Genomic DNA, 24,160 nt, shown 5'->3' on the forward strand with positions numbered 1-24,160 from the left:
ATGGAATTGATGACGCAATAAAATATGGGTACGTACTGGTTTTATATGGTCATACTATTACTCCAAATGTTCCCGGACCATATCAAACTTCAACATCGAGACTTGATTCGATTCTAAATTATACCTACCAGAAGGGCGGGAAATTTTATCACATGGGAGATCTGGGTAATTCGTCCTGGGTTCAACCTTCCATATCTTTTAATGTGACTGCTAATTTCATTAGAAATCCCACAACTGGATTTGCGCCTCTGAATGTAGCGTTCACAGATACATCAACTGGACTTCCAACATCCTGGTCATGGGACTTTGGAGACGGGGCCACTTCAACTGAACAGAATCCAACTCATATTTATTCTGCAGCAGGAACTTACACCGCTAAACTAACAGTAAGCAATGCAAACAGCACTTCCTCAAAAACTGCTCAGATAATTGTAGATGAGGAAGACGATGACGGAGGAAGCAGCCACAGTAGCGGTGGAGGCGGGGGTTCTCCTGAACCTGCAAGAAATGTTGAAGTAAAGGAACTTTCCCAGGTCTTTATCACAAACGGAAAAGCTGTTCAGTTTGATTTCACAAAGAATGCAACCTGCGTTGTTTATGTTGGTTTTGATGCTAAAAAGACCGCTGGCAAGACCACAACCATTACTGAGCAGTTAAAAAATAAGTCCACACTTGTTTCCGCGCTGCCTGAAGGAGAGGTCTACAAATACTTCAACGTCTGGGTAGGAAACAGCGGGTTTGCTACCTCTAAGAATATTGAAAACCCTGTGCTCTGCTTCAAGGTTGAAAAGTCCTGGATCCAGAATAAAAAGATAGACCAGGATTCTATCACTCTGAACAGATACAGCGACAAAAAATGGGAGCAGGTCCCAGCAAGCCCTTCAGGAGAAGATAGCAAATATCTGTATTTCAAATCCAGTGTCTCAGGTTATTCATTCTTTGCAATAACAGGGAAGTCAGATTCTTCTCCGGGAGGATCTGTAACTGACATACAGTCCGAAGATGAATCTGATACCCCTGAAGAGAATATAGGAGAGACAGGATCAGAAGTTAAGGAGTCCGACGAGGACAAAGAAAACACAGGCATGCCAGGCTTTGATATGGTCTATGGAATAGCTGGTCTGCTTGCAGTGTTCCTGTATAAAAAAAGATAAATCGAATGAATAACAGTTAGATGGTAGGAATAACTGATCCCACTATCTAATCTTTTTACCTTTTCTAAGTTCGTATTGAACCCTCTAAGTTTATTTATGCATTTGATTGGATAAGGCTGGAGCTTTTAGGGATATTTATATTATTTGAAGCAAAATGCCGAAAGTGATAAGCTTTTTACCCTGATTTTTGTTCTAAGTTTCTTTATGTCTGTACACCCGTCTTTTTTGTTTTTGCCTATTGAATCTAATTTTAGACATTTTTTCAAAAATTCGGAGTATTCGGTTATCTTTACAGATATTTTTCAGAACCTGTATGATCTCCTGTATATCAGGAAGCTTGTGCTGCCCAAACTTGGGCAGCACTTCATCAATCACTTTTTCAATTTCAAGTTCGCTATAAGTACAGGAAACGATTCCGTGGTGATCAAGAGGATATTTTGTAACAAGAATAATGAATTCAAAATCTATAACCCACTTTCCGCAGATGTCCTTTCAATTTTCACAATTTTTCCTGCTATCGTTTTTTCGGAAAATCGCCCTGGTTACTCAAACATGTGTTTTTGAAATATCCCACAATTTATTACATTTTGCCGTCATTGAAGGCTTCCAGCACCCATTTCCCGAAGCTTCAGTTGAGATTATAACTGCAGATTTCCTAATAATTCTCCAAAAACGATAGCAAGAAAAATGTTATTTTTTTGAAGACATCTGCGGAATATCGGCGAAACGCAAGCACCGGGAAATTAAAATTTCCTGCAGCCAGCATTTCGGGATACTTCCTTAGAGCCTGTCTTAAAATTAAATTTTATTCTACAATTGAGAAAGAACTGTACGCACTTGAACTGAAAAAAGGTAGCATTAAACCGTTAAATGTCTAAAATGTAAATTTTAACCATGATGTTTAATGTACTTGATTTTATATATCGAGTGCGTAAGTCCTTAAAGTACTATCCGTAAGGTCAATGTGTACCTGAATTTTGGAAAATTTACGATATGAATTTAAAGTTAACGTTTCCCATTATCCAATTGTAGAAATGGTTTGAATTTTAAGACATCCTCTTAAAGGACATCTAAGCGTTTAGCTGTATGCCAGTTGAAGTTTTGGCACCTGATTTATGTTCCCGACATCGCTGCTAGAGAAAGCGATATAGTTATTGCTCTCTGTGCGGGCTTTTATCAGAAAACCAGTATTTTCGTACTTTCCACTGGTATACTCTTTTACGAGATCGGTTACATCAAGTTTGTAATACCTGTTATCAGGAAGGCTATTGCCTTTAATGGTTATTGTAGCATACGGAGTGCTGCCCTGAGAAATACCATTTTTATCGTACCAGTCTCCTCCGGGATTTATCCATGAAACACCTTTGTCCTTTTTGTTCCAGCTTACGTAGTCCGAATTCCAGGCAGAAGCCGGCCTGTAAACCTCAATCACAGTATCCTGAAGCCTTGAGCTTCCTGCAGGATAATACCAGTAAAGAGAAAGGGTCGCATCACTAACTTCCCCGGAAGCTTCGTACTCGCTAAGGTCAAACCGCATTACATCCCTATACCTGAAACTCTTAATTCCACCGACGTCAATAAAGGTGGAACTCTTGAAAACAGTGTCAGAGGAAGCTTCACGCAGGCGGTTGTCCATTGCCCCTGTCACGGTAACATCAGTGACTGGGGTTACATCAATAATTGGGTCCACTGATGCTTGTTCGGTTACGGCAAGCCTGGGTTTATGGTTTTCGTTCCCGGCTTCGGAGCTGTAAAAAGCTATGTAATTGTTGTTTTCCGTGCGGGCTTTTATCAGAAAACCAGTATTTTCGTACTTTCCACTGGTGTACTCTTTTACAAGCTCGGTTACATCCAGCTCATAGTACCTGTTGTCAGGCAGAGTACTGCCTTTAATGGTTATTGTAGCATACGGAGTGCTGCCCTGCAAAACACCGTTTTTATCGTACCAGTCTCCTCCTGGATTTTTCCATGCAATACCACTGTTTCTCTTATTCCAGCTCACGTAATCTGGGTCCCAGGTAGAAGCAGGCCTGTAAACCTCAATCACAGTATCATTTGGCCTTGAGGTTCCTGCAGGATAATACCAGTAGAGAGAGAGGGTTGCGTTACTAACATGGGAATCACTGGTATATTCGCTAAGGTCAAACCGCATTACATCCCTATACCTGAAACTCTTAATTCCACCTACATCAATAAAGGATGAACTCTGGTAGACAATATCAGGAGAAGCCTCACGCAAACGGTTGTCAGCTTCTATTATTACAGCATCAGTAGAATTTTTCCTATCTTCAACTGTAGTTTCTTGCTGCTGTTCACCCAGATCTAACTTACCATCAATAGTGAAGTAATCTCCATAAGCAACAAACGTAAATGGAGTTTTAAGATCAATATTTCCACTATTCAAGACGTTTTTATATCCCTGGTTTCTGTTTACGTCTCCTGCACCTTCCTGCTTTAATTTTGTGTCCCTGAGTGATAATAATTTCTGGAGGTATGTATTCTCATCGGCTCCCTGTTTTGGGGTTGTGCCCGCATTCTTTATGATGCTTTTTGCCCCGTCAACTCCATGCCTGATGCACATGTCATAGATAAAAGCTTTAGTAAGTGCATTCTTTGCGCCTATCGAATCGGCAATTTCCATTGCAGGATTATAATAGAGTTCATCCAATTTGTCCATCTGAGACTTTTTAAAAAGAGGATCATCACACGAATTAACGTCCTGTATAAAACCAGATAATCCCTCTACGCTAGGGTTTCCGTCTCCATCTGCTGCATAGTGAGATCCAGCATCTATTTTATCCAGGGCAGGTATGTATTTTGCCAGGACATTATCAGGATTCAATTCGGTGTAATGTTTTATAAGGATGTTCCCATCATAAGTCCCGGTGCAGAACCCGATACATCCAAATGTAATACCACGCCCGTCTCCAATGTTTTCAGCATAATTAAAATGTAGCTGAGTATCACTGTTTTCTAATGTTGTGGTCATCTGAAGTATTACATTTTTCATATTTGATGTATTCTCGGCAGCTCCTGTGGGCATAACAGTAACCATCACAACAAATAGAAATAAAGCAAGGAACCATATTAAATATTTATTAATTTTCATATTTTTTCTCCAAATAATTTTTATCCGACGTTTAGTTGATTGGGGAGCCATTGATCAAATCCAATCCTTTTTGGTGACGGATATATACCCGGATTAAACCCCTGACATTACAGAATGCATATATTCTTATTGTCAAGAGTATTTTTGTCTGTTTTTTCCTCATTAACAGCTTAAACTTATGCACCTTTTTCGGAGGTCTTATCTGCCTCTAACTTTTCTAAAAAATATTATAATTGTCTTTGCGTCCTCATATTTCTCATATAATACAATTACAGCAATAAACTTGCAATTTTAAACTAATTAAAAACCAAAGAGTATTATATAAACGCAAAAATATATCCTTCATGTTAGTTAAAAATTTAGAAAAGTTCATGAATATAAATAGAAATATTCTTTATAAATATTTTTCGTCCAGATCCCTTGTTTCGAACCATCTTAGTTCCTAAAACAATTTTTTAGAACATGTTTTGATTACAACCGATATCTGAATCCAACAAAAACAGTTACAAGTGCCTTGCAAGGCGGGACTATCTCACGACTTTTGGTTAGATGGCAATAATGGCAGCAGAAATACTTGTGGCTAAGCAGAAGTTACTATAGCTACAATAATCTAGATAAGAGTAGGTCAATCAAGGTTAACTTCATCAGATCTGAATGTTTATTACAGCAAACTGGAATCGTTTACATCTTCAACTTAGTTTCATTGCTGGTATTCACCTAGATATAATTTACCATCAATAGTGAAGGAATCTCCATATGCAACGAAAGTAAATGGGGTCTTAAGATCAACATTTCCACTATTCAATAATTTTTTATATCCTTGATTTCTGTTTACGTCTTCGATACCTTCCTGTTTTAATTTTGCATCCCTGAGTGAAATTAATTTCTGGAGGTATGTGTTCTCATCGGTTCCCTGTTTTGGGGTTGTACCAGCATCCTTTATGATGTCTTCTGTCTGGTCCACTCCATGCCGGACGCACATGTCATAGATGAAAGCTTTAGTAAGTGGATTTTTTGCGCCTATCGAGTCGGCAATTTCCATTGCAGGATTATAATAGAGTTCATCCAATTTGTCTATCTGAGCATTTTTAAAAAGAGGGTCATCACACGAATTAACGTCCTGTATAAAACCAGATAATCCCTCTACGCTAGGATTTCCGTCTCCGTCTGCTGCATCGTGAGGGCCAGTGTCTATTTTATCCAGGGCAGGTATATATTTTGCCAGGGTATTATCAGGATTCAATTCAGTGTAATGTTTTATAAGGATGTTCCCGTCATAAGTCCCGGTGCAGAACCCGATACACCCAAATGTAATACCACGCTCGTCTCCCAGGTTTTCAGCATAATTAAAATGTAGCTGAGTATCGCTGTTTTCTAATGTTGAGGTCATCTGAAGTATTACATTTTTCATATTCGATGTATTATTTGATGGGTACTCAGTATTATTTGATGGATACTCAGTATTATTTGATGGGTACTCAGTATCTCCTTTGGGCATAAAAGTAACCCCCACAACAAATAAAAATAGAGCAAGGAACCATATTAAATATTTATTAATCTTCATATTATTTTTTCTCCCAATAATTTTTATCCGATGTTTAGCTCGTTGGGGTGCAATTGATCAGATCCAATACTTTTTAGTGATGAAAATATGCCCAGATTAAACCCGCCACACTACAGAACGCATATTTTCACATTGTCGAGAGCATTTTCTTATTTTTTTCTCTTTAGAGGATTAAATTTATACATCCTGATCTTCAGTCTTATAATTTTTAACGAAAATTAAAAAATCAAAACATATTATAGAAACTTAAAGATATGTCCGCCCCATTACTAAAAAATTTAGAAAAGTCATGAATGGAAATAGGAGTTTTCTTTATAAGTATTTTTCTTCAGATCCGCAGTTCCGAATCACCTCAGTTCATAAACCCATTTCTGGGATTGTGACTAAATAGAAACTTTAGAAGCTTCCCTTTTTAGACTAATTATCTCTTGAGAATCTCTATGATCTCCTTTAGATCCGGAAGCTCGTGCCCCGGATATTTCTTGAAGAAGATTACTTTCTGATTTTCGTCAATAATGATATTCGCCCTTTCAGAGACTCCTTCTTTTTCTTTGAATATCCCGTATGTTCTGGCAACCTCCCCATGCGGCCAGAAATCCGAAAGGAACCTGATGTGCGTAATCCCCAGCCCTTGCCCAGGTTTTTTTTGAAGGCATGGAGTCCACACTTATACCAAGGGTACTGTGTTCAGTTCGGCAAAGAGCTCATGATTTTCTTCAAGTGATTTCATCTGTTGTGCGCAGACCTGCGTCCAGGCAAGCAGGTGGAAGGACAGAAGGACTTTCTTTTAAGGTCATAAAGATGCATTTCTTCTCTCCTCTGGTCCTTTAACCGGAAGTTCTGGATAGTTTTCCCTATTTTTACCTCGGTTGTCATAAATTTCCCTAACTTTATATTTGTTTATCTATTTAAATTAGTAATGGCCTTAATGGCATGTGTTTCTGACCTTTACATCTCGTAAAATGAACTCGTTCGACCTCTGTTCTATTAACCCTATTCGCTAACGCCTGAGTTTCTGGTATTTAAAGTAGTTCCTAAATTCTACGTGCTGGATGGATTTCCGAGTTACAGTTTAATCTATAACCGTTGATTTGGTAACAGAACAGTATTATGTATACATAGAAATTTATAAAATACGTAGAATTAAGGGAATATTTTAGGGCAGTGTCGCGAATTTGCTGTAAATTCGAAGTCAAATTTTTGTATACCATGAGGGTAATTTATCTTACGATGTGGAATTTTCTACCCAAGAACTTCATGAAATTTGTGATTTTTCAGAAAAATCGGTACACTGCCGCTTTTTTAGATCTTTTAGGCCAATTAAGTAAATCTTATGTGACCAGTATTTCCGGAATACTATCTAAATAATATTAGTTCAATGCGTAACTATATATAACGAAGTATACTTTCTTTATATCAAAGTACGATCATAAAAGAACTTAAAAGTGAAGAGGAAAACGCAATTGGGTAAAATTAACGAGGCAAGTAATGAAAAAATGTCCAATTTGTGGGCATGAATTTGTAGTCCTGAAAAAAAGTGGAAGAAAAGGCAATTTACGGTACATTTGAATGCCTTTCAGCTGCTCAGAAAAAAGTGAAGAGAGGGAAAGTTTCCTCACTCATGTCTGTATAAATTTATTAAGTTTTATATAGACAGTATAATTTTTTTAATTTTTACATTTAACCTAAAGCAATTAGAAACTAAAACCAAAGTAAATCAAGAAATAGCTTAACAGTGGGGGAAAAATATGAAAATTAGAGTAGTTAGTTCCAGGGAAGAAATCTTTACACTTAACCCTAATGAGCGTGTAGTTCACCTGGCCTTCAGGCCTTCGAACAAGGACATCTTTGCACTGGTTGAGACTTGCCCGAAGATTGAAGTTATTCAGTTGCCTAAATCTTACAGGCGAACGGTTTCAAAGTCCATAGAAATGTTCCTTGAAATGCAGAGAATCCAGCTTATCGAAGGAGATGTGTGGGGCCACAGGAAAGACATTAATGAATATTACAGTATCCCGTCCTCAGTGATTGAGAAGATAAGAGAACTGAAGATGGAGGGTACACCTGCTGAGAGAATCGAAGAAAAGGTTGCAAGGGAAAGCAAGCTGAACCCTGAAATGATTGCTTATATCCTGACCAAGGAAACTCCTGTTTAAATTCAAATAGGATAAAGTATGGCCCTTAAGAATTTGCTGAAGATTAAAACATAAAAAGGAATTGGATCGAAATTACTCAGGATAAAACTAGTACTGCGATTCCGAAGTAGGTTCACAAAAGTTGACTTTTGAATCTATTTACCGATCACTAATATTTCCCACTAAATCAGGAATTTATTTTGGAATCGAAGCACTAGATACTAACATCATTTGAAATCTCCATTTAATATCTGTTAGCTATCAAGCAATCAGATGGGGGAGGATGTGGGGGGGTTATTATGACTAAGAAAGATATCGGAGATTTTGCAAAAAATCAAAGAATAAAAGTAGTGTATCCAGATATCGTATTTAGCCGAAAAGAGAAGAGAGAGAAAAAGCTTTCGGACTTATCCGACAATCATCTTATAAATAAATGTATACCGATTGCCTCATTACTTCTGGCTGTATTAATCACCGTTTCTGTGGGATTATTTCTTTACATGGGAATTAATCACTTGAACGGTAGCACTCCAGGAAGTACCACTATTCTGGAAGAACCAGAACTTGTCGATGCACTGAAGGACGTGCAGGATAGAGGAGTTCTTATTGCAATGCACGGATGGGTACACGAAGACTATTCAACTCTAACACCATTGCAAATAAAAGAAAACATAGAAAAGGGAAAGCAGGTCTTTGAAAAAGCAGGGATTGTCCCTGTAGCATTCATCCTCCCACTTGAACCCATTAATGGAGTAATAGATGCGTCCTTAAAACAGGAAATAGAGAGCAATGGAATCTCAACACGATTACCTGCTCTCGAAACGAATGGATACTATAGAAACGAATATACATGGGACTGGCGTACAATGGAAAGCTTTGAAGACCCCCGGTTCCAAGAGGCTTCCGAGCAAATAAAGGAGGAGAATCCGACAATCATTCTGCTCCACGTACAGGACTGGAATCCATATACAAAGCAGTTTCTCACTGATTACTTATCATCGACTAATAAGATGAATATCACAATCAGGGTAGACGATGTCGAGGTGAATACCCAACCAGAAGTAATCTCCGACATGGCCCAGTTAACTCAATACAAATCAGTAGGACAGGTTGCATTTTCAGTTATTCCTGCGGGAGCTGGGAAAGGCGACAACCCTACTATCGGAAATATAAATGTAAATAAGATAATGGTGATCTATTTCGGGTTCTTTATCATAACCACGCTGTTGCCGCTTTCATTTTTAGTGATATGGAAGTTGTTATCAGAGTGGCAGAAGAAAAGGAAACAAAATAAGCATCTACTTAAAGATGGTCGAGATCCGAAAGATCCTCGTACAAAAGGGCCGATGTTAGTCTCCATTATTGCTCCGGCTTATAATGAAGAGAAAGCAATCGGTAAATGTCTTCAGTCAATCCTTGACCAGGACTATAAGGGAGAAATGGAAGTAATCGCTGTTAATGACGGGTCCAGTGACCGAACTGCAGAGATTATTTCAACATATCCTGTAAAACTTCTCGATCTTAAAGTGAATGGGGGAAAAGCAAACGCGCTTAATAAAGCGATTGAGATTGCAAAAGGAGACATCCTGATCTTTACGGATTCAGATTCGTATATGGCGCCAAATGCGGTGAGCTCGTTAGTGAAATGTCTCAACGAGAATAAAGATACCCAGATGGTGGCAGGAAATGTTTATATCCACGATAATCACGGAAAAAAGGGATTCATGAAGTACTTCCAGATGATTGAATATCGCACAGAACAGGAAATTACCCGCCATCTTCAGGGTTTGTCTGGCAGTATTCTCGTATGCCCGGGCCCTCTTACTGCGGTCAGGTGCAAAGTATGTGACGTAATTAAATTCAGTAACGAAACCATAGTTGAAGATGCAGACTTTACAATCAAGGCTCTTAAAAACTCCATTAAGATAATTCAAGAACCAAAAGCAATAGTTTACACGAACGCACCTGAGACTGTTAAAGGGTGGTATAAACAGAGAAAGAGATGGTGGTACGGAAATCTCCAGTTATGGAGGCTCCACAAAAAATGGGCAGTGAGAAACCTTTGGATGATATTCAACTACTCAGGATATATTATTGGGATTTGTTCTATCATCCTGATCTTATCAATGCCGATCTTAATCCTTCAATATGATAACATCCCATTGGTACTGATGAGTGGGACCTTATGTCTTGCATTCTCCATAATGCTGTATCTCATACTCATTGGTCCATTATTTGCCACAGACAAAAAATTATTACTAATGCTGATACCATATGTATTGATCTATGCGACAATAAAAGTGGTAGTACTCAGTATCCTTTTCCTCTGCTACCTAACAGGTAAAGGAGTAAAAGTTAAATTCGGTGCAAAGACTTTTGTGGTAAGATAATAAAAAAGATTACAAAAAAATATATTCTACAGGGGTCAATTCCCCTTATTTTTTTATAAATTTTATATTACAGTCCTGTTGCATCCCGTATTTTTTAATTCAATTCCTTTGAAGAATTCCCCATTAAGTAAGCCTCTCCTTTATGTCCCTGAGCTCCGAATCAGTAAAACTCAGGCTCTGGTAATGCATCAGAGATGTTACAGAATCGGGGCCATGATGTGGATATATTTCAATCTCTGGAATTCTCTGCCCCTCGCTCGCACTTACCGCCCGCTCAGGTGTAATATAAAGCAGTCGGCTTATAGAACGCTCGCTTTGCCGTCGAGGATCTTGAATCTATCCCACTCTAAATTATACCGATGACTAATACAATCGTAAATTTTGAACATATAGCTCCTGGAAAACTCATTGATTTCCTTTCCCACACGTGCAAAAACGGGCTGTACAAAGTTGATGAGTTTTCAATTGAATACGGAAAAGTCCTGTACCTTTCAGGTGAGTACATGGGAGAAAAGGCATATTATATGCTCACAGCCGTTGTCATAGATCGGAAGGAAATAGTCCAAGTCCTCCTGCATGCAAGTCTGATCAATCGTTTGGACTCCAAGGCTTTTTAAACGAAATTCTTGAAAACCTGCACCACCTTGTTCAGAACGTCAGCTCTGCTAGGGAAATATGGATCATCAAAAATGAGTAGGATGTTAAAGTCCGAGGTGTATGCAAAATTACTCACAGATACAAAAATCGAAGAAATTGACTTTTGTTCTCAGGACCTGCGCATATCGAAGTGTTTCAATCATTCGCTGGACGTGACATGTTATTGCGCGAAATAGTAAACAGAACCTGACTGAATAGATACATCGTCGAAAATTATGTTAGTGTTTACAAAATACACGGAAGTAATGTGACTTAATATCTGAATCACACCGTAAATAGTTAGGCAAAATGTAGCTAATAAATAATAGTCACTACACAGCGATTTACTTACAAAGAGCATCGCGACAAAATAGAATATGTGGGGAAACAATTTACATCAAAAAGGTAGATGTAAGAGGTGCGATTCGAACGCACGAACTCCTACAAGACCAGGCTCTAAATCTTCTCATAGAGGCTTACAGGTATCCAGCAGTTTATTTACCTTTTCTCTTCAGGCATGTATCCTGGATTAAATTTTTTAGGATATAGTTGTGTCCTTTTTGGGTCCTTTTGTATCCAGTTCAGTGAGAACACAGGCAAATTACTTTTATACCCCTGCCTTGACAGACATCAGTCTGCCCTGGAGGGGTAGTTTACCAAGGATTAACCTACGAAAAGGAAATTCTCGAATTGCCATGGATCGGGATTGGGTTTCACAGCTGGATTTTCTTTGAAAAATACTTTGCGATTTTTAAGCGGTGTCCAGTCCGAAGGTGTGGAAATAAATTTTCCAAGATACGGTTTGGCAATATCCAGGACAAAATCGTGAGGTAAGTCCTCAGGTGTTTTAATACCTTCTCGCGGATTTTCAAGCATCCAGAGTATAGCAGCAACAATGCCTGCAGCTACCTGAAGAGTAGTAGCATTCTGACCGGGAGCAAGGGGTCTGGCCTCTTCAATGCTCAATGAGCTCCCGGTCCACCAGGAATTATAAGAATGGCCCATCAAGAGTGCCCCTATTATGTCCTCGCCAGATACGATTTCATTTGTCATAATCCTGAGTCTGGGTTGAAGCTCATAATTTCGGCCTCGCAATTCGCAAAGAGAGGAAAGTGTATCATGACAGGGCATATAAGCATAATGTACGGTAGGCCTATAGACCGCCTCTCCATCTTCCCGAACAGTTAACAGTTTTGAAAGGCCATATGATTCGCCATGACGGATCGCCATACCTACAATTTCTTCATCCGGTATCCACGATCTGACCCATGTATTCATGCCCATCTGGGGCAAGAAAATCATATTTTTCGGTCTTTTATTTCAGTCGAATACCCATCTAGCTTGCTGCGGGGTGCGCCAGCGCAACTTTGATTTTTGGCCTGTCGAAGCTGATGTAGATAGGTTTTCTTCTACAAATCAAACTTTTCTTATTTATGTGAGCGCTTAGTACAGGAACGGCTATTCCGTGTTTTTACTTGCTGATTCTGGTTATACACTATAAAACTATAAGCTATCATACGGCTTAAATGCTAATGTTTACACTCGAAACTATATCGATTTTTTATGGACATAATTATCTACGAACTCTGTATAGACTCGAATCACTTATGTATAAATATCAGAGTGTTGTATTATATACTATCTAATAAAATTTACACTCTTTGCCATCAAGATTGCAGCTCAAAACCAGACGGTGTGTGTAGTTTAAGATTGAATGTTCTGGTTAAAAGAACATTTTTGTACACATCAAAGTCCGAAAACAGAGTTCATGCCAGGCACATGCACTAAAAATAACGTTGGAGTTGCAGCAAACTACAAAAGGAAGAATCTTGCCTCATTCGCCAAAAAAGAGGTTTTTGCATTTTAATGGGGAAAATTAGGCTTTTGAAATTAATTTATAAAGTGAAACCGGTTAATATTGTCTCACTAACGAGGTCTGATAATAATGAAATTTCATAAGTTTAAACCATATGTAAAATGTGGACTATTTCTCATACTAGTAATTAGTCTGGCTGGTACTGCTAATGCAGCTAATCCAGGAGGTATTGCTCTATGCTGGGATGACACACATAATATTGGTCCGTGTTATCAAAATCTACCAATATTCGAGTCGTATAATGCCACATGCACTATGAACATAAATTCATTAAGTACATGGGGAGAGGGTACAACAGCTAACCTGAGTGCACTGCAGGCGGCTGGATGGGAAATAGCTGCGCATGGGTACAATCACTCAGATTCAATTGAATTTCTAAAGAATCACACTTCTGAAGAGTGGCTGGACCAGGAAATACTCCCGAACATCGCAGAAATGACCAGTTATGGTTATCCAGCTTATTCCCTAGCATATCCCTATTCAAGTAGAGATAATACTACTGATGCATTACTAGCTCCATACTTCCGGACACTTAGATCGACGGAATTCGATACTATGGACGGAATGGATGTAAATGAATCAGCCGCTTATTACAATTTCTCCAATCCGACTCAAGTTCTGTATGCTGTTGAAATAGATGACAATTCTGGTGCTACCCTGGAGTCTATACAATATGGAATTGATGAAGCAATACAAAATGGGACTGTACTGGTGTTATACGGGCATGCAATTACTCCAACCGTTAACGGAGACTATCAAACTTCAACATCGAGGCTGGAATCAATCCTGAATTATACCTACCAGAAGGGCGGAGTATTTTATCGCATGGAAGACCTGGGTAATCCTTCCTGGATGCAGTCGTCCCCCAGATTCTCTACTGTGACTGCAAATTTCACAGTTTCTACAGATAGTGTATTGGTAGGGAAAGCTGTAGCTTTTGTGGATTACAGCGTCAACCAGACAGCTGAACAGCTCGATTTCGGTGACAATTCGGCTAACAGCAGTACTGCAACTGTTACTCATACATATACAACACCGGGAACTTATACGGCTACTTTAACGGTAAAAAATGACGTTTCCAGTCAATCGATGACTAAAACAATTACGGTAATTCAACCGACAATTCCAGTTGCTAATTTCACCAGTGATTTGACAACTGGATTTGCGCCGCTGAATGTAGCGTTCACGGATACATCAGCTGGACTTCCAGCATCCTGGTCATGGGACTTTGGAGATGGAAGTACATCAGATAATCGGAATCCAACGCATACTTATTCTGCAGGAGGAAGCTATAACGTTAACCTGACAGTAAGTAATGAATACGGCACGGATTCAAAAACTGCTGTTATCGTCGTACTGCAGCTTCCTGTAGCAGACTTCAGTACCAGTGCTACAGGTGGTTATGCTCCACTTTCAGTCACCTTTACTGACTGTTCACAAAACGCAACATCGAGGAGCTGGGATGTTAACAATGACGGAGTAGCAGACTCAACTGAAGCAATTTTTGTTTATGAGTATGCTTCTGCAGGGACTTACACCGCTAACTTGACCGCGATCAATGCAAACGGCACGAATTCAAAAACTGTTCAGATAATTGTAGATAGAAGGAGCAGCGGAGGAAGCAGCCACAGTAGCGGTGGAGGCGGGGGTTCTCCTGAACCTGCAACGAATGTCAAAGTGAAGGAACTTTCACAGGCCTTCATTACAAACGGAAACCCTGTAAAGTTTAATTTCCCAAAGAACGCCACTGCTGTTTTATATTTGAGCTTCGATTCAAAGAAGACTGTTGGCAAGACGACGACAATTGTTGAGATGCTGAAAAATAAATCTAAGCTTACCCCGGAAACACCCGAAGGCGAGGTCTACAATTACCTCAATATCTGGGTTGGCAACAGTGGATATGCAACTGAGAAGAATATCGAAAACGCAGTCGTGTGTTTCAAAATTGAAAAGGCCTGGATGAAGGATAAAGGCATTGACCAGTCTTCAATCATCCTGAACAGGTACAGTGACAAGAAATGGAATCCATTGCCCACCAAACACTCAAAAGACGATGAAAAATATATGTATTTCACAGCAGAAACTCCGGGATTCTCGCCCTTTGCAATAACAGGTGAGAAAACAGCAAAAGAAACTGTGACTGAAATCCTGCCTGAACCTGACACTCAGGATCTTGAACAAAACAATACAGCATCAGAAGTTGAGCAGGAAAAAACAAGCATGCCTGGATTTGAAATGATTTACTGTGTTATCGGGCTGCTTGGAGTGTTTTTGTATAGAAGAAGATAAATTGCAGTTAGATGGTGGGATAACTGATTCCACTATCTAATTTCTTACATTTTTTAAGTTCGTTTGGGATTCTCAAAGCCTCTTTTTCAAAGGCTGTTCCAGAGGAATATGATTTTTGTTCCAGGATAGATCAGTACAGAAGAGCTATGGGTTCAGGAGATGTGGTAAACACCATGCTCAATTATGGCTATTCTCTGCTTGAATCTGAGTGTCTGAGAGCCGTTAATTCTGTAGGTCTGGATATTCATGTAGGCTTTTTACATGAAATGACACCAAGCAAGATTTGCATGAAATGACACCAAGCAAGAACAGCTTAGTCTATGACCTTCAGGAGCCAGGCTTTTCTTAACAATGGCTAAAGCCAGGTTAAAAGAACTTGGAGTTATTCACGCATACATGGATACTGATTCTGTGTTTGTGCCTCTTGAAAAAGCTCAGGAGCTTGTAGGGTTCTTTCAGCCTCTTAACCCCTATAACATTGATATTCCATTGCTCAAACCTGAAAAAAAAGATCTCTGGTTTTATGGGATTGCTTCCAAAAGGTATGCTCTATACACTTATAAGGAGGGAAAAATCAGGTTCATGGAAGATGAAATGTCTTAAAAGCTTCATGGGCTTGGGCATTTAACAAACCCGTTCCCGAATTCAGATGAAGATTGGCAGGCAGAAATCTGGCAGGATATTCTTAAACTTCATTATGGGCTAATTACTGAAAGGGACATTGGAGAGAAGTATTCAAACTTGTATGCAATTTCCAGGCTTACTATTACTACACCCAATATATTGAACAGGTTCAAGAAACTGAATGAAGGAAAACCTTGGAACGAACAGATAAAGCCTTTTAACTTCTTCCTTGTAGGATTTCAGGTAATTAAAGAAAATAATAAGGCTGTTAAGCCTCTGGCTCCTTTTACAAAGGATTATCAAAAAATAGTCTATGAGCCTTTTATTGATTACGAGACTGGAGAAATCAAAGAAGGATCTCAATATTTCAAATCATTGAGCAGGACGATTTTACAATATGTTGAACATCTTGAAAATAAGTTTGATGGAGAGATAGGGGTTTTAGAGAGAAAACATATTCAGGCTGATGGGTTGGTTTACATTGGGAAAGAAGCCAACAACATTGAGGATCAGCCTTTAGATATTACTGGTGCTCAGGCTTTCATTAATGAGGAAGAGATTAAACAGAAAATTTTAAACATAAGTCCAAAAGAAGCTAAGGAACTTGGAATAAAGTACAGGAGTACTTTAAAAAAGATGAAGGATAGAGTCTTAAAAGATGGGGATTTTAATATGAATACGAAAGTTATGAGGATGATAATTGATTACTACTATATGAAAAAAGATTAACTTCAAAATTCATCCTTGATAACTCCAAATGGTGAATATGATTATTTTTTAAAGTAGACCAGTTATTGCGTTCTTCCATTGTTCAGATCGACCAATTGAACCATTATTTGCAGAACTAGAAGATGGAACCCTTAAAACCTCCACACTATTTAGTACTTTGCAATGTTTTTTGTATTTTTTTTCTGCTGCTTTTCCATTACAGATTATTTTCTTTACTTGAGTTAAATGAGAAAAGTCATTATACTCTGGTTTTTTGATGTTTTTGTCTAAACTCCCTTCTATTTCACAAGATTCTATAGCATCCCATAGTCCTATTTTGCATTCCTGTAGAATATTGATTCTGTTTTTATATTCTAAATTCAAAAAGTCGGTATTAAGCACATCACGCATTATATTCCAGAATTGATTTCGAGAATCATAATAGTATTGATTTTGATCCCTTGATTTTTTACCTGGAAAAGTTCCGATAATCAATATTTCTGTATTGTCATAAATTATTGGATCTAAACCTTTGATTCTTTGGATCATTACAAAAATTTTAGCACTTTAAATATGATAAACTTTGTCAATTAAACAACTACTTAAAATTAAAACTGTTTAATAAAAAATATTGTGATTTTTGACCAGGGCAACTTTAAGAAAAACTGTGCTGTTGAAATTTGTCAGTAACGCACAAAAAATTCGAGTTACCTATTACCCAAAAGAAGAGTGCGAGGGGTGGGATTCGAACCCACGAAATCCTTCGATACCGGATCTTAAGTCCGGCGCCTTTGACCTAGCTGGGCAACCCTCGCAAATTGAAGAGTAACTTTTTATTTTTGCCTGTCCTACCTTTAAATAGCCTTTTTGCTTTTAGCTCTTTTCCTCGGATTTTGTTCAGTCCTGTAAATAGTTTATTAAGTTTGATACCTCTGGACTGGCTGAACAACATTTGCGCCTGAATAAAAGCAGGCTGGTTTTGAGCCGCAAAAATTTCCTTATGCGAACATGCACTAAATAAAGTTAAATTATTTAAAGTTTATTCTCTACTTCATGGAGATTACATTTCTTGGTACTGGAGTTGCGATCCCTGAAAAGGGTCGGGTACAGTCCGGCATACTTGTCAGGCTTGAGGACAAACCTCTGCTTATTGACTGTGGAAGCGGCGTTTTAAGCAGATTTCCCGATGCAGGAGTCCCACATACAGAAGTGGATACCGTATTTCTCTCACACCTTCACCTTGACCATGTAGCTGATTTGCTCCCCCTCATTAAAGCAAATTGGCTCAGAGGAAAAACCGAAATGCGAGTATACGGACCTGACGGGACCGAGGACTGGTTCTCGAAGGTACTTGGGGCATATGAGTATATTCTGGATGGAGTGGACGTGGATGTTGTAGAGATCTCTCCCGGAAAGGAGTTTACGCCTGAGGGTTTTGACTGCGAGATAACCTGCGCAACTGCTTCCCACAGTGTTCCGACTCTGGCATACCGCGTGACTGCAGAAGACGGAGAATTTGTTTACTCAGGGGATACCGAACCCTGCCGGAATATAATGGACCTGGCAGTTGAAGCCGACCTCCTGATACACGAATGCTCCTTCCCTCCCGGCACAAAAGTAACAAACCACACAACTCCGAGCACGCTGGCTGAAATGCTTGAAGACTACAACAAAGAGATCGGAAGTATCTGCCTCACACACTTCTATCCCGAAATGAAAGGGCATGGAAAAGAAGCAATACACCGCCTCAAGGACTATGTTGATGGAGAGGTGATCCTTGCAGAAGATCTGATGAAACTTGAAATATAAAGGAATTTAAATTGTAATAATTAGAGCTATGAAAATTATAACTATGAAAATTTGAAATATGAAAATTATAACTATGAAAATTTGAAATAAATATTTGAAATCTGATTATAATCATAAATTTTGTGGAATCCGGAGAAATACAGAGATTTTAACTCTCCGGTTTTCCCACCTGTTTCAAGAATTTGAGGCTTAATTCGGGATTTAAGTTACCTGGATTTGCCTTATCTGGATTTTACTTACTGGAATTTACTTACTGGAATTTACTTACTGGAATTTACCTTATTGGAATTTACCTTATTGGAATTTACCTTATTGGAATTTACCTTATTGGAATTTACCTTATTGGAATTTTGTTTGTGAAAAGCTCTGAAAGACCAGAATTACATTTTACCCCCGGTGATTATCATGGCAAGAATACTTTCCGAACTTGATATTGGCATTCTGAAAACCGTTGCCCCGGAATGTGAGGCGCTCCTCTGTTCCGGCTCAGGAGTACATTATCGTTCCATTCTCCCGCCTCTGGCAAACCACTACTCAAAAGATGCAGACGATTTTCTGAGGAGGATCAAGCTGCTGTCCATGTCTGACCTTGAATACCTTGTCAGGCTCATTTTATCCGGAGAAGAAAGCCTGGGCTGCGTGCCTTTTAATTACATTATCCTCTTTGTGGAAAATGTATCAGAAAGGCTGGGTGAAGAGGTTGCATCTCAGGTCAGAAAATCATATGACGATTCCGAATGTCCTGCCTGAAAAAGACTGATTGAAAAGATGATAAAGAAGACGGATCAGGAATTAACTAAAAAAGACTCTGGTACTCTGGTCTGAGGCTTTCAGACAGGTACCATTTACGTGCTCTATGCAATTATCAGGCAGCTTTTGAATAGTAAATAGTAGCAAATAGTACATCGGTTTACCCGGGATTAAACAATAAAATACGGATAAGCCTTCTTATGCTCTTCCGTATTTATCTTCGAGCCTTTCGATATCGTCCTCTCCAAGGTAATCTCCCTGCGCAATCTCAATGAATATCAGGTTCTGACTGCCTGTGTTTCTAACGCGGTGTACGTCGTTTACCGGCAGGTCGACCGAGTCTCCGGCAAGAACCCTAATCTGGTCACCGTTTTTAGTTACAAGCCCTTCGCCGCTGATTACATGCCAGTGCTCACTTTTATGGGAATGGCGCTGAAGTGAGATCTCTTCCTGGGGCAGGACCGTAAGGCGTTTGACCTTATACCCCGGTTTCTCTGTAAGCACCTCATAGAAGCCCCAGGGCCTTTTTGCCTCACGTTTGCACTTTTCCAGAATTGTCTCATATACCCTGATATAGTCCTCTACCATCCGGTCAACAGAGAAGCTTTTTTCCACGCTTTCCCTGCATCTCCTGCGTGATATGGAGCTGACTTTTTGAACAGCCTCTACGGCTTCGTCTGCATTGTTTACGAGGAACCCGGTCTCCCCGTCCAGGATCAGTTCAGGCATTGCCCCTCTGTTTATTGCAATTACGGGCGTCCCGCAGGTAAGGGCTTCGACAACACCGAGCCCGAAAGCCTCTTCATAATTGATCATGTGCAGAAGAGCACGGGCATTTGAGAGCAGCTCTTTTTTGCGTTCCTGGGATACATGCCCCTCGTAAATTATCTGCTCGTTGTCTATATGGGGCTCAACTTCATTCTTGAAATATTCAGAGTCTGCAATAAAGCCAGCCATTCTCAATTTCATCCCGGCCTTTTTTGCAACCTGTATTGCTTCTTTTGCGCCTTTGTCCCTGTGAATACGCGATATAAAAAGAAGATAGTCCTCCGGACTGGCATTAAAAGGAAAACTCTCGATATCTATTCCGTGCCGGACCGTTGCTATATAGTCCAGTTCATTGCACCTGTAGGCATCACTTATGGATACATAATAAGTGCTGTCGTTATATTTTTTATAGACCGGCAGAATTTTCCGTGAAGAAAAGCCGTGGATAGTTGTTACAACAGGCGTGTCTACAAGCCCACTGTAAGTAAGAGGCAGGTAATCAAAATGGTTATGAATTATATCAAATTCATTTGCCCTTTCAAAAACCTCTGATATATGAAGGCTCTCGTATACCTTAATAATCATATCTTTATCTTCTTCGTACGGCCTCGGGCACACCGAATGAAGTTTGCCTGCCGTGTGCGAGTCAGCTGTTGCAAACAGCGTAACGTCAATACCCCGTTTTACCAGTCCCTCAGTTAATAAGGATACCATTGCTTCCCACGGGCCGTACTTTTTAGGCGGCGTGCTCCAGGCAATCGGAGATAACATAGCAATTCTAATAAAAGTCCCCCCAGTACTTTAGATATTTAATTCAGATATTTAAGCTCCTTTTCCCCATTTTATTCGGGAGTGATATGCCTGTGCCCTTCAAAAGCCCTGCAAAACTCTGCAGGGCACTGCTCCTCGGGGCACTCATGAATATACTCAAGGACGTCACTAAGTTTTGCGCTTGCCATGGATACAGAAGTATCCGCACTTCCATAATAAATACGGATTTGATCGTCATTTAAAACCCATCCACAGGGAAAAACAACATCATTTACATCTCCACTGCGCTCATAGAGTTCACGGGGTCCGAAAACCCATCCTTCTGACCTGTGAAGGACTTTTCTCGGGTCTTCAAGGTCAAGAAGAGCCAGCCCAAGCCGATAACTTGTTTTTGACGTTGTTGGACGGACTCCGTGGTACATAATTAACCAGCCGTCGTATGTACGAATTGGCTGTGGAGATAAACCTATCTTACGGGCATCCCACCACCCTCCTTCCCTGGCATACAGAAGGACCTGATGATCCCCCCAGTATCTCATATCCGGGGAAAAGGAAATCCAGATATTTGCCTTCGCGCCGCTCATTGAAGAGACCGGTCTGTGTAACATTGCCCACCTGCCGTTAAACCTTACAGGAAACATGGCAGAATCTTTATTTTCAGGAGGCAGGGTAGCTCCTATCCGCTCAAAATTGCGAAAATCCTCTGTAAAGGCAAGTGATGTTAAGGGGCCGGAATCCGAAAAAGCAGTATATGCTACAGCCCATTTTCCCATCTCATCAATATAAGTTATACGCGGGTCTTCAATGCCGTATATCTCTTCAGGGTAGTTTATAGCGTCCGGAGTCAAGGTTGGTTCAGCATCAATTTCCCAGCCATCTATCCCGTTATTACTCCTGGCTACAGTAAAGTGAGAAAAGCCCCTGTGGTCTTCAACACGCACAAGCAACAGAGTTTTACCATCAACTATAGCGGCTGCAGGGTTAAACACCGAATTAGCCTGGTAAGGCCAGTCTTCAACAGTGAGTATGGGATTTTTTTTATGCCTTACAAACAGTTCTCCGTGGTCCTTCCAGATCATGCTGTCACTTCTCACTCTACCTTATTTGCTGATAACAGGCTCTTTTTCTTCGGCAGGACTTCTTCACTTACGGTGGGCTGGGATAGAGCACTGTAAGCTTCACCTGCGTGTTTATTTAAGGAACTTAAAGCCATGAGGAAGCAGATTACGGATTCTGCGCCCTGGTTGCAGTTCATCCCGTCGCAGTTGAGCCCGTCGCAGATCGCACCTGTCGAATAGTCATACATAGGAGTTCGAAGGCGGTTTCTGCCCAGGAAATATTCAAAAGAGTATCTTGCAAGCTCCAGGTATTTTCTCTCACGGACAGTTTCATAAGCCGAAATATAAGCCTGAGTCAGGTAGCCTGCTTCGATGGGCTGCTGGTCAAAAATCGGTTTTTCTCCATCACAGGAGTACCAGCCCTGATTTCCAACAATATCAAAAAAGTCGCCTTTCCACTGGACCTCAGTAAGGAAGTCCAGGGTGGCAAGCCCAACTCTTCTGTAAGTTCGGTCTTTGGTATAGTTATACGCCAGTATAAGGGCTTCACTCAGTTTTGCATTGCTGTAGGTAACTGTGGGTTCAAACCAGTTCCAGTCTTCTTTCCTGTTAGCTTCATACAGGTCGACCAGAGAGTCTGCGTGGCTGGTAAATATGGATTCAACGGTATCTTTGTCTATAAGGGAGTCTACGGCCCTTACAGCATCCCTGCGGGAGTTAAATATGGATTCAAAAAAGTCCGCATCCACGCCTGCCCTGAGCATTTCATACAGCCCGCATATTGTGTAGGCTTTTGCCCTCGGATAACTCAGTTTTTCCATCTGCGTTTTAGATTTACTGATGAGCGTGTGTGCAAGCGTACGTGTGTTTTTTGACAGGTAAGGGCAGCTTATCACATGCCCAAGCCCGTAGATCGCGCGTCCGAGAGTGTCTTCGCTGCCTTCTTCGTCCAGAAACTCTCGTCTATAGCTCATAAAGTTATGGAAGTGCCCTGTACCGGTCTGGGCATGTTCAAGAAAGCTCATGTATGTGGTAATCAACTTCCGGAGTTCCTCGGCTTTTTCCTGGCTATCGGTAAGCTGTGTCAGTGCAACGAGTCCTCTGCCCACATCATCGGTACTGTATCCGTAATGGCGGGCCGGCACACCCAGATTGGTATGCTGGATAATGCCCACGTCATCGGTCAGCAGTTTGAGGTGGTCGAGTTTTATTTCCGGAAGCTGATCTGGAAGGAAATTAAATCTGTTTTGTACTTTTGGATAGGGATTGTAGTGCTTTAAAACCCTGGAAAAAACAGTATTGTATTCTTTACCTATGTTTTTCCAGGTCATTTTCCTGCCAAAACCGTATGCCTTTCTGCGCATATTCTCACACTCGTCCGGATTTTCGATTAAGTATAAAAGCGAGTTTTTAAAGCCGGCAGTGTCTCCGAAATCTACGAGCAGCCCGCGATTATCGGACAGCATTTCCTGGGCGTACCAGTAAGGAGTGGATACTATTGCTTTTCCCATGCCTATGGCATAGGTCAGAGCGCCGCTTACTATTTGTTCCCTGGAAAGATATGGAGATGCGTAAATGTCACTGGCAAGGATATAATTGCAGAGCTCTTCTTTCTCGACAAATTTATCGTGAAACATTACGTTATTCTCAAGCCCGAGTTCGGAAACCCGGTTCATAAGATACTTTCGATATGTCTCCCCATAATGTTTTTTGATCACCGGATGGGTGGCACCCAGAATAAGGTAAACAAGGTCAGGATACCGGCTTACAACATCCGGGAGAGCTTCGAGCATATTTTCGATGCCTTTATTCTGGCTCAGCAGGCCAAAGGTAAGGATAAGGGGAGCCCCTTTCAGATTTAGCATCTGTTTATACTTGCTGCAGTTGTTAAACGGATAGTCGGGTAAGCCGTGAAAAATGATCTCGATTTTTTCATCCGGGACCTTATAAACATCTTTTAACATCTCGACTGCAGCCTGGCTCATCACAACCAGCTTTTCCGAATATCTTATGAGTTTTTCTGTGGATGTACGGTATTCCGGTTCCGGTTCCCGGATAACTGTATGCATTGTAGTAATCACAGGCTTGTTTATTCCTGAAAGAAGAGCGAAAATATAATCGCCTGCGTTTCCCCAAAAAAGGCCGAATTCGTGTTGAAGACATACGATATCTGCATCGGACCGATTTATAAAATCTGCAGCCCGGTAGTAATCTTCAAGTTTGTCCCTCTCTATTTGAAAAACGACCTCTTCAGGATAGTTGTAGGTTTCGGAAGGGTCATTAAGGGCAATGACCTCACAATGTATATCGTCATGCACCCCGGATACTGAATTCAAAAGATCAAAAGTAAATGTAGCAATCCCACATTCTTTCGGAACATAAGTTCCTATAAACAAAACTTTCAATTGCTTATTCAACTATTTTCCCCCTAACTTATAGTAATCAGGGTTGTACTCCCGCTAACAGAAAAAGCACTTAAGTAAGCATAAATTCCCACTAACAGAACTTAAGCACTTAAT

General features: G+C 40.2%; 17 protein-coding genes, 1 tRNA gene and 1 pseudogene. 10 read left to right on the forward strand and 9 right to left on the reverse strand.

Annotated features, from left to right (window positions below; genetic code table 11):
- On the forward strand, window positions 1–1,154 hold a 1,154-nt coding region (locus EO95_RS08815; protein ID WP_048133996.1), incomplete at its 5' end, for a PGF-pre-PGF domain-containing protein.
- A gap of 1,078 nt (window positions 1,155–2,232) precedes the next feature.
- Here EO95_RS08815 and EO95_RS18570 read toward each other — a convergent pair.
- The 3 genes and pseudogenes from EO95_RS18570 to EO95_RS08835 form a co-directional block, all read right to left on the reverse strand.
- Window positions 2,233–4,263 (reverse strand): disaggregatase related repeat-containing protein, encoded by a 2,031-nt coding sequence (locus tag EO95_RS18570; RefSeq protein ID WP_162197356.1) that lies wholly within the window; start codon window positions 4,261–4,263, stop codon window positions 2,233–2,235.
- Between the two features lie 700 nt (window positions 4,264–4,963).
- A complete protein-coding gene (locus EO95_RS08830; RefSeq protein WP_052733549.1) occupies window positions 4,964–5,827 on the reverse strand; it encodes a chitosanase in 864 nt (287 codons plus the stop codon).
- Window positions 5,828–6,248: 421 nt separating this feature from the next.
- Window positions 6,249–6,557: pseudogene (locus EO95_RS08835) on the reverse strand (redoxin domain-containing protein).
- A 1,018-nt stretch (window positions 6,558–7,575) separates the two neighbouring features.
- Between EO95_RS08835 and EO95_RS08840 the strand changes: the two are divergent.
- The 3 genes from EO95_RS08840 (at window position 7,576) to EO95_RS08850 (ending at window position 10,969) form a co-directional block, all read left to right on the forward strand.
- A complete protein-coding gene (locus EO95_RS08840) occupies window positions 7,576–7,983 on the forward strand; it encodes a DUF1699 family protein (protein ID WP_048133945.1) in 408 nt (135 codons plus the stop codon).
- Window positions 7,984–8,261: 278 nt separating this feature from the next.
- Window positions 8,262–10,352 (forward strand): bifunctional polysaccharide deacetylase/glycosyltransferase family 2 protein, encoded by a 2,091-nt coding sequence (locus EO95_RS08845; protein ID WP_048133946.1) that lies wholly within the window; start codon window positions 8,262–8,264, stop codon window positions 10,350–10,352.
- A 359-nt stretch (window positions 10,353–10,711) separates the two neighbouring features.
- Window positions 10,712–10,969 (forward strand): hypothetical protein, encoded by a 258-nt coding sequence (locus EO95_RS08850; protein ID WP_048133948.1) that lies wholly within the window; start codon window positions 10,712–10,714, stop codon window positions 10,967–10,969.
- A 682-nt stretch (window positions 10,970–11,651) separates the two neighbouring features.
- Here the strand turns inward: EO95_RS08850 and EO95_RS08855 are convergent.
- A complete protein-coding gene (locus EO95_RS08855; protein ID WP_235282938.1) occupies window positions 11,652–12,272 on the reverse strand; it encodes a saccharopine dehydrogenase C-terminal domain-containing protein in 621 nt (206 codons plus the stop codon).
- Between the two features lie 661 nt (window positions 12,273–12,933).
- Between EO95_RS08855 and EO95_RS08860 the strand changes: the two genes are divergently transcribed.
- From EO95_RS08860 to EO95_RS18020, 4 genes are all read left to right on the forward strand, one after another.
- On the forward strand, window positions 12,934–15,153 hold the full coding sequence (locus EO95_RS08860; RefSeq protein ID WP_048133950.1) for a PGF-pre-PGF domain-containing protein: 2,220 nt from the start codon (window positions 12,934–12,936) through the stop codon (window positions 15,151–15,153).
- A gap of 125 nt (window positions 15,154–15,278) precedes the next feature.
- The gene (locus EO95_RS18240) at window positions 15,279–15,449 is read left to right on the forward strand and encodes a CRISPR-associated endonuclease Cas1 (protein WP_235282940.1); all 171 of its coding nucleotides are present in this window, start codon (window positions 15,279–15,281) and stop codon (window positions 15,447–15,449) included.
- Window positions 15,450–15,504: 55 nt separating this feature from the next.
- On the forward strand, window positions 15,505–15,756 hold the full coding sequence (locus EO95_RS18015; protein WP_052733550.1) for a hypothetical protein: 252 nt from the start codon (window positions 15,505–15,507) through the stop codon (window positions 15,754–15,756).
- Window positions 15,757–15,894: 138 nt separating this feature from the next.
- Window positions 15,895–16,506: a hypothetical protein gene (locus EO95_RS18020; protein ID WP_052733551.1), complete on the forward strand. Its 612-nt coding sequence runs from the start codon at window positions 15,895–15,897 to the stop codon at window positions 16,504–16,506.
- Window positions 16,507–16,554: 48 nt separating this feature from the next.
- Here EO95_RS18020 and EO95_RS08870 read toward each other — a convergent pair whose 3' ends face one another.
- A complete protein-coding gene (locus EO95_RS08870; RefSeq protein ID WP_048133952.1) occupies window positions 16,555–17,034 on the reverse strand; it encodes a DNA-deoxyinosine glycosylase in 480 nt (159 codons plus the stop codon).
- A gap of 181 nt (window positions 17,035–17,215) precedes the next feature.
- A tRNA-Leu gene (locus EO95_RS08875) sits at window positions 17,216–17,300 on the reverse strand.
- Between the two features lie 238 nt (window positions 17,301–17,538).
- Between EO95_RS08875 and EO95_RS08880 the strand changes: the two genes are divergently transcribed.
- Together EO95_RS08880 and EO95_RS08885 are read left to right on the forward strand one after the other, a co-directional pair.
- A complete protein-coding gene (locus EO95_RS08880; protein WP_048133953.1) occupies window positions 17,539–18,294 on the forward strand; it encodes an MBL fold metallo-hydrolase in 756 nt (251 codons plus the stop codon).
- 405 nt (window positions 18,295–18,699) lie between these two features.
- On the forward strand, window positions 18,700–19,044 hold the full coding sequence (locus tag EO95_RS08885) for a hypothetical protein (protein WP_048133955.1): 345 nt from the start codon (window positions 18,700–18,702) through the stop codon (window positions 19,042–19,044).
- Between the two features lie 198 nt (window positions 19,045–19,242).
- Here EO95_RS08885 and EO95_RS08890 read toward each other — a convergent pair whose 3' ends face one another.
- From EO95_RS08890 to EO95_RS08900, 3 genes are all read right to left on the reverse strand, one after another.
- Window positions 19,243–20,583, reverse strand: a complete 1,341-nt coding sequence (locus EO95_RS08890) for a glycosyltransferase (protein ID WP_082105990.1) — start codon at window positions 20,581–20,583, stop codon at window positions 19,243–19,245.
- Window positions 20,584–20,654: 71 nt separating this feature from the next.
- A complete protein-coding gene (locus EO95_RS08895) occupies window positions 20,655–21,662 on the reverse strand; it encodes a glycosidase (protein ID WP_048133962.1) in 1,008 nt (335 codons plus the stop codon).
- An 11-nt stretch (window positions 21,663–21,673) separates the two neighbouring features.
- Window positions 21,674–24,058, reverse strand: a complete 2,385-nt coding sequence (locus EO95_RS08900; RefSeq protein ID WP_048133964.1) for a glycosyltransferase family 4 protein — start codon at window positions 24,056–24,058, stop codon at window positions 21,674–21,676.
- Window positions 24,059–24,160: the final 102 nt, after the last annotated feature.

It is taken from the genome of Methanosarcina sp. 1.H.T.1A.1, from assembly GCF_000979295.1.
Classification (GTDB): Archaea; Halobacteriota; Methanosarcinia; order Methanosarcinales; family Methanosarcinaceae; genus Methanosarcina.